We start from the raw sequence: 15,820 nt of genomic DNA, 5'->3' as shown, positions 1-15,820 counted from the left end.
AGGAGAATAACCATGAACAACGACCTCTATGCACGCTATCTGCAAGCTAAACAGGATCACCCCGGTAAATACGCGCGCGATCTGGCGGCGCTGCTCGCCGTCAGCGAAGCGGAACTGACCCACGCCCGCGTGGGCCACGACGCCCGCCGTCTGCAGGCCGACGTCCGTACGCTGCTCGGCGAGCTGGAACAGGTCGGCGTCACCAAATCGCTCACCCGCAACGACTATGCGGTGCATGAACAGATGGGACGCTACCGCAATCAGCAGTTAAGCGGCCACGCGGGGCTGATCCTCAACCCGCGCGAACTGGACCTGCGGCTGTTTCTCGGCCAGTGGGCCAGCGCCTTCAGCCTGAGCGAAAGCAACCAGCGCGGCGTACGCCACAGCATCCAGTTTTTCGATCATCAGGGCGATGCATTGCATAAGGTGTACAGCAGCGATGAAACCGATCTGACCGCCTGGCTGGCGCTGGTCGAACGCCATGCCGCGCCGGACAACCCGCCGCTGGCGCTGCAGCCGACGCCGGCCCGGACGGAAAACCGCGACGCCGACGCCGCGCGCATCGACAGTGAATGGCGCGCCATGACCGACGTGCACCAGTTCTTCCAGCTGCTGAGCCGCCATCAGATCGGTCGTCAGCAGGCGTTTCGCGCCGTCGGCGACGATCTGGCCTACCGCGTCGATAACGGCGCGCTGGCGCAGTTGCTGAACGCCGCGCAACAGGCGCAGAACGAAATCATGATTTTCGTCAGCAACCGCGGCTGCGTGCAGATCTTTACCGGCCAGATTGAGCGCCTGCTGCCACAAAACGGCTGGCTGAACGTGTTTAACCGGCGCTTTACCCTGCATCTGATCGAAGAGGCCATCGCCGAAAGCTGGATCACCCGTAAGCCGACCAAAGACGGCATCGTCACCAGTCTGGAGCTGTTCGCCGCCGACGGCACGCAGATCGCCCAGCTGTACGGCCAGCGCAGCGAGGGCCAGCCGGAACAAACCCTGTGGCGTGAGCAGATCGCCGCACTGCAGCCGCGGGGCATCGCCGCATGACGCGCTTATTCTCCCACGCGCTGGCGCTGTGCGCGGCGCTGATGACGCCGCTGGCCGGGGCGGCGGAACGCATCGTCTCCATCGGCGGCGACGTCAGTGAAATCGTCTATGCACTCGGCGCCGGCGATCGGCTGGTGGCGCGCGACAGCACCAGCCTCTCCCCCGCCGCGCTGCAGGCGCTGCCGGACGTCGGTTACATGCGCCAGCTGAACGCCGAAGGCATTCTGGCGCTGAAGCCGACGCTGGTGCTGACCAGCGATCTGGCGCAGCCGGCGCTGGTATTTCGCCAACTGGCCGACAGCGGCGTGCGCGTGGTGCATATCCCGGCCGACAACGCGCCGGAAGCGGTCAGCGAAAAAATCGCCGCCGTGGCCGCCGCACTGGATCGTCGGCAGCAGGGACAACAGCTGATCGCGCGCTATCGCCAGCAGTTGGCGGCGGTCAACACCCGGCCGCTGCCGGTAAAAGTGCTGTTTATCATGAGCCACGGCGGCATGACGCCAATGGCCGCCGGGCAGGACACCGCCGCCGACGCCGCCATTCGCGCCGCCGGCCTGCGCAATGCGATGCAGGGATTCAGCCACTACCGGCCGCTGTCGCAGGAAGGCGTAATCGCCAGCGCGCCGGACCTGTTGCTGGTGGGACGCGACGGCGTGAAAACCCTCGGCGGCGTGGAACAGCTGTGGAAACTGCCCGGCATCGCCCTGACGCCGGCGGGGAAAAAACGCCGCGTGCTGGTGGTCGACGATATGGCGCTGCTGGGGTTCGGCCTGCAAACGCCGGACGCCCTGATTAAGCTGCGCCGCGCCGCGGAGCAGCCGTAATGCCGTGCCGCCGTTCGCCACGGCTGGCGCTGGTGACGCTGCTGGCTCTGCTGACCATGCTGTCGCTGATTGCCGCCAACTACGGCGCGCTGACATTGTCATTCCGCACCCTGTGGCAGCAGCCGTTCGGCGATGCCGCCTGGCATATCTGGCTGAATATCCGCCTGCCGCGGGTGCTGCTGGCGGTGCTGATCGGCTGCGCGCTGGCGGTGGCCGGCACGGTGATGCAGGGGCTGTTCCGCAACCCGCTGGCGGACCCCAGTCTGCTGGGGATCAGCAGCGGCGGCGCGCTGCTGGTGGCGCTGTCGATTGTGCTGCCGCTCGCGCTGCCGGCGATGTTGGCGCTGTACGGCCAGATGCTGGCGGCATTTCTCGGCAGCCTGCTGGTCTCGGCGCTGATTTATGCCATCAGCCGCGGCGGCCACGGCAGCCTGTCGCGGCTGCTGCTGGCCGGCATCGCCATTAACGCGCTGTGTATGGCGGCAATCGGCGTCTTGTCTTATCTCAGCAACGACCAGCAGCTGCGCCAGTTCTCCCTATGGATGATGGGCAGTCTGAACCAGTCGCAGTGGCCGACGCTGGCGGTGGCGGCCTCGCTGATTCTGCCCGCCTGCCTGCTGACGCTGCTGCAGGCGCGCCGTCTCAACCTGCTGCAGTTGGGGGATGAAGAAGCGCACTATCTGGGCGTTAACGTGGCGCGGGTTAAATTACAGCTGCTGCTGCTCAGCGCCCTGCTGACCGGCGCGGCGGTCGCCGTCAGCGGGGTGATCGGCTTTATCGGCCTGGTGGTGCCGCACCTGATGCGGCTGCGGCTCGGCGGCGATCACCGCTGGCTGCTGCCCGCCTCGGCGCTGGGGGGCGCTTGCCTGCTGCTGGTCAGCGATACCCTGGCGCGCACGCTGGTGGCGCCTGCGGAGATGCCGGTCGGCCTGATGACCAGCCTGCTGGGCGGCCCCTATTTTTTATGGCTGGTGATGCGCCAGCAGGAGCGTAACCGTGGCTAAATCCGCCAGCCTGACGGCGCAGCAGTTGCGCTATCGCCTGGGCGAACGCCGGCTGATTCATGATGTGTCGCTGAGCATCGCCAGCGGCGAAATGGTGGCGATTATCGGCCCCAATGGGGCCGGCAAATCCACCCTGCTGCGCCTGCTGACCGGCTATCTGCAGCCGGACTGCGGCGAGTGCCGGCTGCTGGAGCGACCGCTGGAACAGTGGACGCCCGACCGGCTGGCCAAAGTGCGCGCGGTGATGCGGCAGCACAGCGAGCTGGCCTTCCCGTTCAGCGTCGAAGACGTGGTGGCGATGGGACGTGCGCCGCACGGTATGCGCGACGCGGCACAGGCGGTGCATGAGGTGATGACGCAGACCGACTGCCTCAGTCTGGCGTCGCGGGATTACCGCCGGCTCTCCGGCGGCGAGCAGCAACGGGTGCAGCTGGCGCGGGTGCTGGCGCAGCTGTGGCAACCGCAGCCGTCGCCGCGTTGGCTGTTTCTTGACGAACCCACCTCGGCGCTTGATTTATACCACCAGCAACATACGTTGCGGCTACTGCATGACCTGACGCGGCAGCAGCCGCTGGCGGTGTGCTGCGTACTGCACGATCTCAATCTGGCGGCGCTGTATGCCGATCGCATCCTGCTGCTGCATCAGGGGCGGCTGGTGGCCGACGGTACGCCGGCCGAGGTGCTGCAGGCCGAAACCCTCACCCGCTGGTATCAGGCAGACCTCGGCGTGATGACTCATCCGGAATTCACGACGCCGCAGGTGTATCTGCGCCGCTGAGGCGGCGTCAGCTGGAACAGGAAATTTCCAGGTGCTTGCCCCACTCCGGCGGCAGCGCCGCCAGCGCGTCATAGCGCGCATCGTCGTCATACGGCTTCAGCAATGCCTGGTGCAGATGCGCCAGCTTGCTGACGTCGTCCTGTTCTGCCGCCGCGATCGCCTCCTGCGCCAGGTAGTTACGCAGGATCAGTTTCGGGTTCACTGCCTGCATGGCCTGCCGGCGCTGCGCATCGCTCACCTGTTCCTGCTGCAGCCGTTCGCGGTAGCGGCGGTACCAGCCGTCAAACGCCGCACGGTCGATAAACTCATCGCGCAGCGGCGAGTGCGCCTGCTGCTGCTCCACCTCGCTCAGCAGACGGAAGGTGCGGGTATAGTCGCGTCCCTCCTGCGCCATCAGGCTCAGCAACTCGGTGAGCAGATCGTTATCCTGCCGCTGCTGGCTGAAGAAGCCCAGCTTGGCGCGCATGCGTTCGCCATAGGCGCGCATCAGCGCCGGCTCATACGCCGCCAGCGCCTGCTGCAGCTGCTCTGGACTCATCAACTCCGACAGCGCCTGCGCCAGACGGTGCAGGTTCCACAGCGCCACCGCCGGCTGGTTGTCAAAGGCGTAACGCCCCTGATGATCCGAGTGGTTGCAGATATAACCCGGCTGATAATCGTCGAGGAAACCGTAAGGGCCGTAGTCGATGGTCAGACCGAGAATCGACATATTGTCGGTATTCATCACGCCGTGAGCAAAACCGACCGTCTGCCAGTCCGCCATCAGCCGCGCGGTGCGCTCCGCCACGTCGGTGAACCAGAGCAGGTATTTATCCTGCCGTTCGGCCAGCTGCGGCCAGTGGCGTTCAATGACAAAATCGGCCAGTTGCCGCACCTGCTCCGGCTGCTGGCGGTAGTAGAAATGCTCGAAATGGCCGAAACGCACGTGGCTTTCCGCCACGCGCAGCAGCATCGCGCCGCGCTCTACCTGCTCGCGGTAGACCGGCTGGTCGCTGGTTACCACCGTCAGCGCGCGCGTGGTGGCGATACCCAGATGATGCATCGCCTCCGACGCCAGAAACTCGCGGATTGCCGAGCGCAGCACCGCACGGCCGTCGCCCATGCGGGAATACGGCGTCAGGCCGGCCCCCTTCAGGTGCCAGTCGAGATGCGTACCGTCCGCCAGGCGCTGCTCCCCCAGCAAAATGCCGCGCCCGTCGCCCAGTTGCCCGGCCCAGACGCCAAACTGATGGCCGCTGTAGACCTGCGCCAGCGGCTGCATGCCCGGCAGCAGTCGCTCTCCGCTCCAGACCGGCGTATTTTCCGCCGTAAACCAGCTGTCATCCAGCCCCAGCTGCTGCGCCAGCGGCGCGCTGTGGTACAGCAGGCGCGCGCCTTCCAGCGGGGTGGGCGTCAAGGCGGTATAGAAACCGGGCAGTTGCCGGTAATAAGCGTTATCAAACTGCGGCATAGGATCTCCGTGAATACTGGGCGCGCCCCGCCGCCTCAGGCAACGGTGCGCGGGTCTCCGCCTACTCTACTGCCTGCGGCGGTCGATTAACACGGAGTAATTACAAGGAGAAAGACATTCCGGCGAGCGGCAAGCGCCAGCGGGCAAATTACCGGCGCCGCGAAAGTATCGGCGCCGTAGAATTAACGCCGCCTACACCCATTATTGATAAGGGTATATCTGCAGTATTAAATACGTTCAGGATTAATGATTATCCGGCGCATCAGCGTCGATAAATTCTGGCGGAACTTTGCACAAGGTATCCAACTGTTCTCCCCCAACGGCCGGCCATAAAAAACCCTGCAGTCCTAAAACACCGGCGCGATCGAGATGATTAAAGTAGGCTTTTTTTTCAATACCGCCAACGATAATACCCTGACACAGTAAATTGATATTTCTCAGCAGCGAATCCATCACCGTATCGGATCCCGGATGTGAAAACAGCCGCCAGTAAAAACGTTTGTCTATTTTTACATAGGTAAATAAACCGTCATACAACGGCGTCAGCGTAGCCTGACCGGAGCCGAAATCATCCAGCCAGAGCGTGAACAATTCGCTGAGCCGGCGGACGGTCGCATTGTTTTTTCCGGCCGACAACTGGGGAAAACTCTCGCTGATTTCAACTACGATAAACGGCTGCCGCCGCAGGCGTTGACACAGTTGATTATCCTGCAACAACAGTGCCGCCAGCGTGGCGTCAATATTAATACTTAATAATACCTGATGCTCAATAAACCAATCCGCATAGGCTTCTATCACCCCGAGTTGCTCATAAAATAACGCTGCTTTCTGCGCTGGCTGCAATAAATTAACGCCAATCTCCGCCGGCATCGCCAGGGCGCCGTCCGGACTATTGAAACGGCTTTGAATTTCTAACGCTAACAGCCGTCCGCTGAGGGTATAGACAGGCTGGAATACATGGCGAATGGTAAAGTCAGTTTCAAATTGGATTTTCATTTTAATGCCGGAATAAAAATGGCGAGCATCTCATCGTATATCAATAATTTTTATCGATCAATCACCGATAGATTAATCGGAAATAACGATGCAAATACCAATAAATAAGTATTAGATTGATAGCTTTAAACTATAAGAAAGTCACGCCCACGACTTAAAAATGAGATAAAACTGAGAGACAAAATAGTTTACAGCCAGCTGCCGCACACTTTTTTCACTTAATGCATCGCAGTATGCTAACAATTTGACTTAATTATTTTAATTACGCAGAAACATGAATGAACACCAAGAAAAATCTTATCTTTTATTTTTTCACGCACGCCGATTTGCGTTACATCGGATTCAATATGATTAGACAGCAATTATCGGCGTTATTCCCGGCATTGAACGGCAGAAAAAATGCCTGCCCTCATTTGCCGATATTGAACGGGCAACAGGCGGGGAATACCGGACGGCGACGAAAAATATCCGCTGCCGTCCGCTCAGCGCGACGGTTATTTGATGGTTTCGCTGAGCCAGCGGCACAGTTCCGCCAGCTCCGTCCGCTGGGCCGGATATTCATCAATCAGTTGCCGACAGCACGCCGCCACCGCATCGCTGCGGTAGGCGCAGCCCACCAGCAGCTCGGCCAGCCGCTGCAGCGCCGCCGGCTGCAGGCTGTCGGTAAAAATCTGCGACCGGCTGATAGCGCCCTGCTCAACGTCAAAAAAGATATCCACCCCGCCCCAGCTGAAACGCTCGTTCAGCAGGTGGCTGAAGGCCGGCGCCTTGCCGAAATTCCACGCCCAGCTGCTCTGTTTGGCAAACTGTTCGGCAAAATTAGGCAGGTCGGGATACACGTCGGGCGAGATCACCTCCGCCACAGCGCTGCCGCCGTAGTAGGCGAAAAACGCCTGCACGATGGCGTCGCACACCTGCTGATGGGTGATCGTCGGCAAAAACTCCGCCAGATTGGCCACCCGTGAACGCACTGAGGTAATGCCCTTGGCCTGCAGTTTTTTCTCATCGGGGTTCAGGTAGTCCGCCAGGCGGTTCAGATCGGCATTCAGCAGCAGCGTGCCGTGGTGAAAGCCGCGATCCGGTGTTTCGCGGTAGGCGGAACCGGAGATTTTGCGCGTGCCCTCGGCGGTGTCGATCACCAGATCGTTGCGCCCAGAAGCCGTCGCACGGATGCCCAGCGTCGCCAGCGCCTGCAGGATAATCTGCGTTGACACGCTTTTATCATAGCCCGGCTTGCCAGCCATAAAGGTAAAACAGGTATTGCCCAAATCGTGGAATACCGCCCCGCCGCCGCTGCTGCGGCGCGCCAGCCGAATGCCGTCCTGTTCCATACGGCGGGTGTTGCACTCTTTCCACGGGTTTTGCGATTGGCCTATCACCACCGTTTCCGCATTGCGCCACAGAAACAGGATTTTTTGCGTGCTCATCTCGCGGAAGATGCACTCTTCCACCGCCAGATTGAACCAGGGATCGTAAGAATCGGAAATCAATACGCGCAGGGCTGTCATCACAGTTACCGGTCAGAACATCATGCCGGTATGATAACGGAATACAACATTTTCGCTTACCGAAAAAAGCGGGCGCCTAGATGCGGCGCGCCTGCCAGTACACCTTTTTCCAGTAGACGTTATTCAGCGAGGAGCGGATCACCCCGCGGCTGGTGGAAGCATGGATAAACTGATCGTTGGTGTCATAAATCCCGACGTGCAGGCCGTTTTCCCCGTGGCCGGTTTTGAAGAACACCAGATCGCCCGGCATCAGTTCATCGCGCGAGACTTTACTGCCGAGCGAGGTTTGGTCTTCCGTCGAGCGCGGCAGCTGCATGTCAAAGCGGTCGCGGAAAGTGCGATAGACAAAGCCGGAGCAGTCAACGCCGCCGCGGTCCAGCCCGCCGTAACGGTAAGGCGTGCCGTGCCACTGACGCAGCTGTTCATTCAGCTGCGCCACCACCACGATGGAATCCGCCAGCCGGCCGCTCGGCGGCGGCGCATGGCTGCTGCAGCCGGCCAGCACCAGGCTGAGCAATAAGAACCAGGTACGCATTGTTATCATCCCTTGCTTGCATACGTTGCCGCATCGCCCGCGCGGCGGGAAGTCACGGCGCTATGCGGGTAATTTATCCTCGCCGATGGAAAAAAGGCAAGTTTCAACCGGGATAATTCTGATATGGCACCAATTTTTAGCGCTTCCGGGCATCCTGCCGCGCTATCAGCCACACCCCCAGCAGTATCAGCAGCGTACCCAGACTTTTTAACCAACTGGCGGATTCGTTAAACCACGGCAACGCCACCGCCGCCAGATACACCAGCACATAACTGACGCCCAGCAACGGATAGGCGCGGCTCAGCGCCAGGGTGCGCAGCGCCATCAGCCAGCACAGCATCGACAACCCGTAGCCGGCGATGCCGAATGCCACCGCCAGCAGCGCCGGCAGGCTTCCCGCCGCCGGCAGCGCCAGACTATGCAGCGACAGCGGCGGCAACTGCACCATGCCCCACTTCATCAGCAGCTGCGCGGCGCTGACCAGCAGCACGCTGGCGATGCCCCAGATGTAGCCCTTTCTCATAACGGCGCGCTCATCAGCAGGATCCCCACAACGATGGCGACGACGCCGCACCAGTGACGCGGCGCGATCGACTCCTTAAACAGCAGGCGGGACGCCAGCGTCACCAGCACGAAATTGAGGCTGAGCATCGGATAAGCCTGGCTGAGCGGCAGCCGCTGCAATACCGCCAGCCATACCGCCATCCCCGCCGCCAGCAGCGTCAACGCCAGCGCCAGCCAGCGCAGCAGGTAGCGACGGCGCACCCTGGCAGGTAAGCGCCAGCCGCGCGCCGCCTGTTTCTGACACAGCTGCCCACCGCAGGTCAGCAGACACGCCAGTAAGACCAGCAGGTAGCCGCTCATGGCTGCTGCTGATACCAGTACAAAACGTAGCGGTTCATGCGCTGCATCTTATCCGGCGGCGGCAGCCGATCGGACAGGCTCTCCCCGCGCGACAGCTGCAGCGCCAGTGCCACGTTGCCCTGCCGGCGCGCCTGCGCCAGCCATGACGCGAACTCGCCCTCGCTGATAAACCGGTCGTGCGCATCCGCATAGCCCAGCCCATACCCCACCTCACCCTGTTCGTTGTACATCAGCACGTCGCCGCGCTTTAACTGCCAGGAGAGGCCGGCAGCCAGCCCCACGCTGTCGCTCAGTACGTAGCGGCTGTGCGCCAGCAGCGTCTGATTGGTGCGGATAAAGTTCTGCGGCTGTTTGGCGTCGATCACCTGCTGCGGAATGGCATAACCGATCAGCAGGCACAGCAGCAGCGGACAAGCGGCTGCCCACGTCCAACGCCGGCCGCCCTCGCCCAGCGACAGCACGGCAAACAGCAGCCAACCGGCAAACGCCGTCGCCCCCAGCGCCAGCTTTATCCCCTCGTGTGGGCCGAACAGCGGCGTGCCCGGCAGCAGACCGCTGCCAAGCAGCAACAGCGCGAGCAGCCCCAGCGCGCCGAACAGACCGTTAAGCAGCGCATTAATCCTGAATACCCGGCTGCGCAGCGCGCTCAGCCGCGCTTCGGCATAGTCCGCGATCAGCAGCGCCAGCGGCGCCATGCAGGGCAGAATATAGGTCGGCAGTTTGCCTTTGGCGATGCTGAAAAACAGCAGCGGCATCAGTACCCAACTGAGCAGGAAGAACAGCTCCGGCCGCGCGGCGCGCTCGCGCCAGCCTTTGAACAACGCCCCCGGCAGCAGCGCCAGCCACGGCAGTACGCCGGCCATCAGCACCGGCAGGTAATACCAGAACGGCGCTTTATGTTGGGCATCATTCTCCGCAAAACGCTGGATATGCTCCACCCAGAAGAAATAGCGCCAGAAGTCCGGCTCGCGCTGAGCGATCGCCTGCGCCCACGGCAGGCTGAGCAATGCCGCCGTGACAATCGCCAGCGGGCCGTAGATCAACAGATCGCGCCAGCGCCGCTGCGTAATGGCGATCGGCAGCACGGCGATCACCGGCACCGCCAACGCCAGAAAGCCTTTGGTCATAAACCCCATGCCGCAGGCCAGACCGAGCAGCGCGTAAGCGCCCAGCTTGCCCCTGACCGAGACGGCCTGCAGGGCCAGGTAATAACTGACCATCGCCGCCGTCATCCATAACGCGATCATCGGGTCGAGCACGCTGTAGGTGCCGATGCTGAACACCAGCACCATCGACAGGAAAATCAGCGCCGCCAGCCCGGCGCGGCGCGCGTTGCGCCACATCAGCATCGCCAGAGCAAACACCAGCAGCGCGCTGACGCCGCTGCAAAATACCGCACCAAAACGCACGGCGAAGTTGCTGTCGCCAAACAGCCACTGACTGATGTTATTGATCCAGTAACCCGCTACCGGCTTTTCAAAATAGCGCAGGCCCAGCAGATGCGGCACGACCCAGTCGCCGCGCTGCAGCATCTCGCGGCTGATCTCCGCATAGCGGGTTTCATCCGGCTGCCACAGCAGGCGGCCGTTGAGCGGCAGCAGATACGCCAGCACAAAAAACAGCGATGCAACGATGGCCCAGGCGTTTTTTAACGACTTCATGCAACGTCCTTCACGTCGGTTTGGCGGCCCAGCCAGCCTTCACGGCCGGGAAAAGGCCCGCGTTCAATATCGCCCGGCGGCAGCGACGACAAATCAGCCGGCAACAGCACGCTCAGCGGGCAGAATTCAATGCCCTGCTGCTGCGCCCGCTGCAGTAGCTGCTCAAACATCGCCGCCTGCGACATGCCTTCCACTTCGGTGTGGATGGTATAAACCGGCACGCCGGCGTCTTGCGCTATCGCCCGCAGAATATAGTCATTGAAATCCGTCATGCTGACTTCACGACCAATCACTTCATCAAAGGTCGGCAGCGTGACCGGAATCTGCACCGTGCCCAAACTGCCGTCATCAAGCCGCGGCCGGAACGGATGCGTACCGCGGCAGTCGCTGTTGTAGTCAAAAGCAAAACGCTCTTTCACCGCCAGCACGCGCCGATCGGCGCGCCAGCCGGCGACCGCCGAACAACGCACCGGCTGGCCGGCGGCAGCGCTCAGCGCATCGACGCCCAGTTGGATCTGCCGCGCCAGCTGCGCCTCGGACCAGCGCCCGGCGTTGGCCTGCCAGCCCTGATGATCCCAGGCGTGCAGCCCGACCTCATGGCCGGCATCAGCGGTCTGTTTCATCAGCGGCGCCAGCCGGCGCGCAATATGGCGGCCGGGCCAGGCGGTGCCCGCCAGTAAAATATCCCAGCCGTAGAGCGAGGCGGCGTTGGAGCGCAGCATCTTCCACAGAAACTGCGGCCGCAGCAGGCGCCACAGATGGCGCCCCATATTGTCCGGCCCGACGCTGAAGAAGAAACTGGCGCGGATAGCGTACCTGTCGAACAGCGCCAGTAAGCGCGGCACGCCGTCCCGGGTGCCGCTGAAGGTGTCTACATCCACCCGCAGGCCGACTTTTTTCATGCCTCCTCACTTTCCTGCACGGTGGCGCGCAGGAAGTAGTCCAGCGTCTCGGCAACGGTCTGCTGCATGGCGATGGTCGGCTGCCAGTCCAGCAGGCGACGGGCGTTGCGGATGCTCGGCTTGCGGTGCTCCACATCCTGGTACCCCTGGCCGTAATAGCTGCTGCTCTCGACGTTTTTAAAGCCGGCAAACGGCGGGAAACGGTCGCGCAGCGGGTGGTCGTTAAAGCTGGCCAGCAGCATCTCCGCCAGTTCGCGAATGCTCGCCTCATTGGTAGGGTTGCCGATATTGACGATCTGGCCGTCGCACGCGCCGCCTCGGTTTTCAATAATGCGGTACAGCGCCTCAACCCCGTCGTTGATATCGGTAAAGCAGCGCTTCTGCGCCCCGCCGTCCATCAGTTTGATCGGCGAGCCTTCCACCAGGTTCAGGATCAGCTGGGTGATGGCGCGCGATGAGCCGATGCGTGCGGCGTCCAGGTTGTCCAGCCGTGGCCCCATCCAGTTGAACGGCCGGAACAGCGTGAACTTCAGCCCCTCTTTGGCGCCATAGGCCCAGATCACCCGATCCAGCAGCTGTTTGGATACCGAGTAGATCCAGCGCTGTTTGTTGATCGGCCCGACGATCAGGCGGGAATGATCTTCGTCGAACGCCTGGTCGTCGCACATGCCGTACACTTCCGACGTCGACGGGAAGATAATACGTTTGTTGTACTTCACGCAGTCGCGCACGATCTTCAGGTTTTCTTCAAAATCCAGTTCGAACACCCGCAGCGGGTTACGGGTGTATTCGATCGGCGTGGCGATCGCCACCAGCGGCAGCACCACGTCGCATTTCTTGATGTGATACTCAATCCACTCAGAATGAATGCTGATATCGCCCTCGACAAAGTGGAAGCGCGGATTGTCCAGAAAACGGCTGATGGCATCGGAACCGATATCCAGCCCGTAAATTTCATAGCGATCTTCCCGCAGCAGCCGTTCAGTCAGATGGTTGCCGATAAACCCGTTCACGCCCAGGATCAACACGCGGGTGCGGCGCTTCAGCGCCGACTGCGGCTTGGCCAGCAGGCGAACATCGGCCACAATGCCCATCTCCTGCGCCAGCCGGCTGCCCTGCACGTACAGACCGGCCTCATTCTGCCCGGCGATAATTTCCAGCGCGCCTTCGCCGCAGGCCACCACCAGCGGCGAAGCGCTGAGCACCGTGCCCGGCTGTTTGTCATGCGCAATCGCCAGCGGACGCGAGCGCCAGACAATCAGTTTGCGCTGCCCCAGATAGCTGAACGCGCCGGGATAAGGTTCGGTCACCGCCCGCACCAGGTTATGGATGGCGTCGGCGCTGCGGTGCCACTGAATTTCGCCGTCGGCGGCGCTGCGGCGGCCAAAATAGCTGGCCTGGGATTCATCCTGCGGGCTGAAGGTTGCGCTGCCGTTTTTCAGCTTCGGCAGCTGTTCTTCCAGCAGCTGCGACGCCGCCGCCAGCACTTTCTTATGCAGCGTCAGCGCGGTGTCATCGCCGGCAATCGCCACGCGCTGTTGGCCGACGATATCGCCGGCGTCCGGCCGTTTAACCATTTTATGCAGCGTAACGCCGGTTTCGCTTTCACCGTTAACCAGCACCCAGTTCACCGGCGCGCGGCCGCGGTAGCGCGGCAGCAGCGAACCGTGCAGGTTGAAACCGCCCAGCGGAGCCAGCGACAGCACGTCGTCACTCAGCAGGTTACGGTAGTAGAACGAAAAAATAATCTCCGGCTGCAGTTCGCGGATGCGTTCGACCCACAGCGGGTGGTTCACGTCTTCCGGCGCGTATACCGGCAGGCCCATGTCGGCCCCCAGACGCGCTACCGAAGAGAAAAACTGGTTTTCACCGGGTTGGTCGGTATGGGTAAATACCGCCTGGATGTCGTAACCCGCGTTGCTCAGCGCCTGCAGACCGGCGCAGCCAATATCATGGTAAGCAAATACAATCGCTTTCATCATTCTTCTTCCTGAGTCTCTTGGTCAGGCTGTTTGCCGACCACTTTCTGAACAAAATAACGCGGGCGAGCACGCACATCGGTGTAGATGCGCCCGATATACTCGCCGAGCAGTCCCATGCCGACGAACTGGGCGCCAATAAAGCTGAACAGGACGGCAAATAACGTGAATACCCCGCCTTCGGCCCACTCCGGCCCCAATATCAAACGCAGGACGATCAGCAGCAGCGCCAGCACAAATCCGCACAGCGCCACCACGCTGCCGACCACGCTGAGCAGACGCAGCGGCGTGGTGGTCAGACAGGTGATCAGGTCATACATCAGATTGATCAGCTTCATCAGGCTGTACTTGGAGTCGCCGAATTCGCGCTCGGCGTGCCGGACGTCGATTTCAGTGGTGCGGCGGGCAAAGGTGTTCGCCAGAATCGGGATAAAGGTGCTGCGCTCGTGGCAGTGCAGCATCGCCTCGACGATATGGCGCCGATAGGCGCGCAGCATGCAGCCGTAATCGCCCATCGATTTACCGGTGGCGCGTTGGATCATCATATTGATCACTTTGGAGGCGCTTTTACGGAACCAGGAGTCCTGCCGGTTGGCGCGCACGGTGCCCACCACGTCGTACCCCTGCTCCGCGACGCTGACCAGCCGTGGGATCTCTTCCGGCGGGTTTTGCAGGTCGGCGTCCAGCGTGATCACCAGATCGCCGCTCACCTGATTAAAACCGGCCATAATCGCCGAATGCTGGCCGTAGTTGCGGTTCAGCAGCACGGCGATGACATGGCTGCCTGGCCGTTCGGCCGCCGCACTCAGCATATCGGCGGAGTCATCGCTGCTGCCGTCATCCACCAGAATGATTTCATACGCCTGCGTCAGCTGATGACAGGCCGCCATGGTGCGTTCCAGCAGCGCCGGCAGGCTTTCCTGCTCGTTATAGACCGGAATGACGATCGAGACTTTGTTGATCGGTTCAATCTGCGACACGTGACGCCTCCAGTACACTGAACAGCGCACCGACCACGCGGTCGACGTCCGCCTCGCTCATATCCGGGAACAGCGGCAGCGTGCACAGCCGCGCCGAGTTCCATTCGGTATGCGGCAGACTCAGCTGCGGATAACGCTCACGGTAGAATTTTTGCGTATGGGCGGCGCGGAAATGCAGCCCGCTGCCGATGCCCTGCGCCTTCAGACGCTCCATCAGCGTATCGCGGTCGCACCCACAGCGCTCGGCGTCCACCCGTACCATAAACAGGTGCCAGGCGTGATCGTGCGGATAATCCGGCAGCCCCAGCGGCTGGAACGGCGACCCCTGCAGCGCCTGCAGATAGCGTTCGGCCAGCGCCTTGCGGCGTGCGTTCAGCTGCGGCAGACGCGCCAGCTGCACCACGGCGATCGCCGCATGAATGTCGGACAGGTTGTATTTGTAGCCGGGCTCCACCACCTCCGCCTGCGGCGTGCGCCCCTGAGTCTGGCGGTCGAACGCATCCACGCCCAGGCCGTGAAACTTCAGGCGCCGTACGCGCTCGGCCAGTTCCGCATCGTCGGTGGCGATCAGTCCGCCTTCGGCGCAGGTCAGGTTTTTTATCGCATGGAAGGAGAAAATCGCCGTGCCGCGCGCGCCGATCCACTCATCCTGATAGCGGGCGCCTACCGCGTGTGCGGCGTCTTCAATCAGCGGCAGCCGGTGACGGCGGGCAACGTCGCGCAGCGCATCCAGAGGCAGTGGCGCGCCGGCATAATGCACCGGAATAATGGCTTTGGTGCGGGAGGTTATCGCGGCTTCCACATCGGCAGCGCTGACCATCAGCGTCTCGCGGTCAACGTCAATCATGACCGGCGTCGCGCCCAGTAACTCGATCATATTAAGGGTGGACACCCAGGTTTGCGACGGAGTAATCACCTCGTCGCCCAGGCCGATACCCAGCGCCATTAACGTAATATGCATGCCTGCCGTAGCTGAACTGACCGCCACCGCGTGCCGGCAGCCAAAGGTGCGGCAAAAGTCCGCTTCCAGCTGCTGGTTTTGCGGCCCGGTAGTGATCCAACCGGATGTCAGCACCTTGCCTACCGCCGCAATTTCTTCATCGCCAATTGCCGGGCGAGAGAAAGGCAAGAATTGATCCATAGTAAACCTCAAAGATTGCGAACGTGATTTCAATTACAATGTAAGGCGCTTTTATTTAACGGATAGTAAACGCCGGAGAAAGTCGTTCCCGGTTGTTCCATGGTCAATGTACGGCGGCAAGCTTAACTAAACCTTAAGATGAAATTCATTT

General features: G+C 61.6%; 15 protein-coding genes. 4 read left to right on the top strand and 11 right to left on the bottom strand.

All coding sequences use genetic code 11. The features are described 5' to 3' along the window. Positions 1 to 12 precede the first annotated feature (12 nt). The 4 genes from CLM71_RS09970 to CLM71_RS09955 are packed head-to-tail and all read left to right on the top strand — an operon-like array spanning position 13 to position 3,653. Entirely contained in the window at positions 13 to 1,047 is a 1,035-nt protein-coding gene (locus CLM71_RS09970) for a hemin-degrading factor (protein WP_105230882.1), read from the top strand. Continuing rightward, the gene (locus CLM71_RS09965; protein ID WP_105230881.1) at positions 1,044 to 1,871 is read left to right on the top strand and encodes a hemin ABC transporter substrate-binding protein; all 828 of its coding nucleotides are present in this window, start codon (positions 1,044 to 1,046) and stop codon (positions 1,869 to 1,871) included. Before CLM71_RS09970 ends, CLM71_RS09965 begins: the two co-directional genes overlap by 4 nt. Next, positions 1,871 to 2,875, top strand: a complete 1,005-nt coding sequence (locus tag CLM71_RS09960; protein ID WP_105230880.1) for an iron ABC transporter permease — start codon at positions 1,871 to 1,873, stop codon at positions 2,873 to 2,875. The genes CLM71_RS09965 and CLM71_RS09960 overlap by 1 nt, the downstream gene beginning before the upstream one ends. Then, a complete protein-coding gene (locus tag CLM71_RS09955; RefSeq protein ID WP_105230879.1) occupies positions 2,868 to 3,653 on the top strand; it encodes a heme ABC transporter ATP-binding protein in 786 nt (261 codons plus the stop codon). The genes CLM71_RS09960 and CLM71_RS09955 overlap by 8 nt, the downstream gene beginning before the upstream one ends. 7 nt (positions 3,654 to 3,660) lie before the next feature. Here CLM71_RS09955 and CLM71_RS09950 read toward each other — a convergent pair whose 3' ends face one another. The 11 genes from CLM71_RS09950 to arnB form a co-directional block, all read right to left on the bottom strand. Further along, positions 3,661 to 5,103: a protein adenylyltransferase SelO gene (locus CLM71_RS09950; protein WP_105230878.1), complete on the bottom strand. Its 1,443-nt coding sequence runs from the start codon at positions 5,101 to 5,103 to the stop codon at positions 3,661 to 3,663. 243 nt (positions 5,104 to 5,346) lie between these two features. Then, positions 5,347 to 6,099, bottom strand: a complete 753-nt coding sequence (locus CLM71_RS09945) for an EAL domain-containing protein (RefSeq protein WP_105230877.1) — start codon at positions 6,097 to 6,099, stop codon at positions 5,347 to 5,349. A 494-nt stretch (positions 6,100 to 6,593) separates the two neighbouring features. Beyond that, positions 6,594 to 7,607, bottom strand: a complete 1,014-nt coding sequence (locus CLM71_RS09940) for a lipoate--protein ligase A (protein ID WP_105230876.1) — start codon at positions 7,605 to 7,607, stop codon at positions 6,594 to 6,596. 76 nt (positions 7,608 to 7,683) lie between these two features. Continuing rightward, positions 7,684 to 8,142: an NlpC/P60 family protein gene (locus CLM71_RS09935; protein ID WP_105230875.1), complete on the bottom strand. Its 459-nt coding sequence runs from the start codon at positions 8,140 to 8,142 to the stop codon at positions 7,684 to 7,686. A 136-nt stretch (positions 8,143 to 8,278) separates the two neighbouring features. Next, the gene (gene arnF, locus CLM71_RS09930) at positions 8,279 to 8,665 is read right to left on the bottom strand and encodes a 4-amino-4-deoxy-L-arabinose-phosphoundecaprenol flippase subunit ArnF (RefSeq protein WP_105230874.1); all 387 of its coding nucleotides are present in this window, start codon (positions 8,663 to 8,665) and stop codon (positions 8,279 to 8,281) included. After that, complete coding sequence (gene arnE, locus CLM71_RS09925) at positions 8,662 to 9,006, bottom strand: 4-amino-4-deoxy-L-arabinose-phosphoundecaprenol flippase subunit ArnE (RefSeq protein WP_105230873.1); 345 nt, start codon at positions 9,004 to 9,006, stop codon at positions 8,662 to 8,664. Before arnE ends, arnF begins: the two co-directional genes overlap by 4 nt. Then, positions 9,003 to 10,667, bottom strand: a complete 1,665-nt coding sequence (gene arnT / locus CLM71_RS09920; protein WP_105230872.1) for a lipid IV(A) 4-amino-4-deoxy-L-arabinosyltransferase — start codon at positions 10,665 to 10,667, stop codon at positions 9,003 to 9,005. The genes arnE and arnT overlap by 4 nt, the downstream gene beginning before the upstream one ends. After that, positions 10,664 to 11,569 carry a 4-deoxy-4-formamido-L-arabinose-phosphoundecaprenol deformylase gene (gene arnD, locus CLM71_RS09915; RefSeq protein WP_105230871.1) on the bottom strand — a complete coding sequence of 302 codons (906 nt, stop codon included), beginning with the start codon at positions 11,567 to 11,569 and terminating at the stop codon, positions 10,664 to 10,666. Before arnD ends, arnT begins: the two co-directional genes overlap by 4 nt. Continuing rightward, a complete protein-coding gene (arnA, locus tag CLM71_RS09910) occupies positions 11,566 to 13,548 on the bottom strand; it encodes a bifunctional UDP-4-amino-4-deoxy-L-arabinose formyltransferase/UDP-glucuronic acid oxidase ArnA (protein ID WP_105233297.1) in 1,983 nt (660 codons plus the stop codon). The genes arnD and arnA overlap by 4 nt, the downstream gene beginning before the upstream one ends. Further along, positions 13,548 to 14,528, bottom strand: a complete 981-nt coding sequence (gene arnC, locus CLM71_RS09905; protein WP_105230870.1) for an undecaprenyl-phosphate 4-deoxy-4-formamido-L-arabinose transferase — start codon at positions 14,526 to 14,528, stop codon at positions 13,548 to 13,550. Before arnC ends, arnA begins: the two co-directional genes overlap by 1 nt. After that, complete coding sequence (gene arnB, locus CLM71_RS09900) at positions 14,515 to 15,669, bottom strand: UDP-4-amino-4-deoxy-L-arabinose aminotransferase (protein WP_105230869.1); 1,155 nt, start codon at positions 15,667 to 15,669, stop codon at positions 14,515 to 14,517. Before arnB ends, arnC begins: the two co-directional genes overlap by 14 nt. Positions 15,670 to 15,820: the final 151 nt, after the last annotated feature.

The organism is Serratia sp. MYb239 (genome assembly GCF_002966855.1).
Classification (GTDB): domain Bacteria; phylum Pseudomonadota; class Gammaproteobacteria; order Enterobacterales; family Enterobacteriaceae; genus Serratia_B; species Serratia_B rhizosphaerae.
Note: the sequence above shows the minus strand (reverse complement) of the source record. Positions and strands in the feature narration are given on the sequence as shown.

Excerpts from the sequence above, each read along its gene's own strand:
- arnB (WP_105230869.1), bottom strand. The coding sequence starts at position 15,669 with ATGGATCAATTCTTGCCTTTCTCTCGCCCGGCAATTGGCGATGAAGAA.
- arnT (WP_105230872.1), bottom strand. The coding sequence starts at position 10,667 with ATGAAGTCGTTAAAAAACGCCTGGGCCATCGTTGCATCGCTGTTTTTT.
- CLM71_RS09950 (WP_105230878.1), bottom strand. The coding sequence starts at position 5,103 with ATGCCGCAGTTTGATAACGCTTATTACCGGCAACTGCCCGGTTTCTAT.
- arnE (WP_105230873.1), bottom strand. The coding sequence starts at position 9,006 with ATGAGCGGCTACCTGCTGGTCTTACTGGCGTGTCTGCTGACCTGCGGT.
- arnA (WP_105233297.1), bottom strand. The coding sequence starts at position 13,548 with ATGAAAGCGATTGTATTTGCTTACCATGATATTGGCTGCGCCGGTCTG.
- CLM71_RS09960 (WP_105230880.1), top strand. The coding sequence starts at position 1,871 with ATGCCGTGCCGCCGTTCGCCACGGCTGGCGCTGGTGACGCTGCTGGCT.
- CLM71_RS09945 (WP_105230877.1), bottom strand. The coding sequence starts at position 6,099 with ATGAAAATCCAATTTGAAACTGACTTTACCATTCGCCATGTATTCCAG.
- CLM71_RS09935 (WP_105230875.1), bottom strand. The coding sequence starts at position 8,142 with ATGCGTACCTGGTTCTTATTGCTCAGCCTGGTGCTGGCCGGCTGCAGC.
- CLM71_RS09970 (WP_105230882.1), top strand. The coding sequence starts at position 13 with ATGAACAACGACCTCTATGCACGCTATCTGCAAGCTAAACAGGATCAC.
- CLM71_RS09965 (WP_105230881.1), top strand. The coding sequence starts at position 1,044 with ATGACGCGCTTATTCTCCCACGCGCTGGCGCTGTGCGCGGCGCTGATG.
- arnD (WP_105230871.1), bottom strand. The coding sequence starts at position 11,569 with ATGAAAAAAGTCGGCCTGCGGGTGGATGTAGACACCTTCAGCGGCACC.
- CLM71_RS09940 (WP_105230876.1), bottom strand. The coding sequence starts at position 7,607 with ATGACAGCCCTGCGCGTATTGATTTCCGATTCTTACGATCCCTGGTTC.
- arnF (WP_105230874.1), bottom strand. The coding sequence starts at position 8,665 with ATGAGAAAGGGCTACATCTGGGGCATCGCCAGCGTGCTGCTGGTCAGC.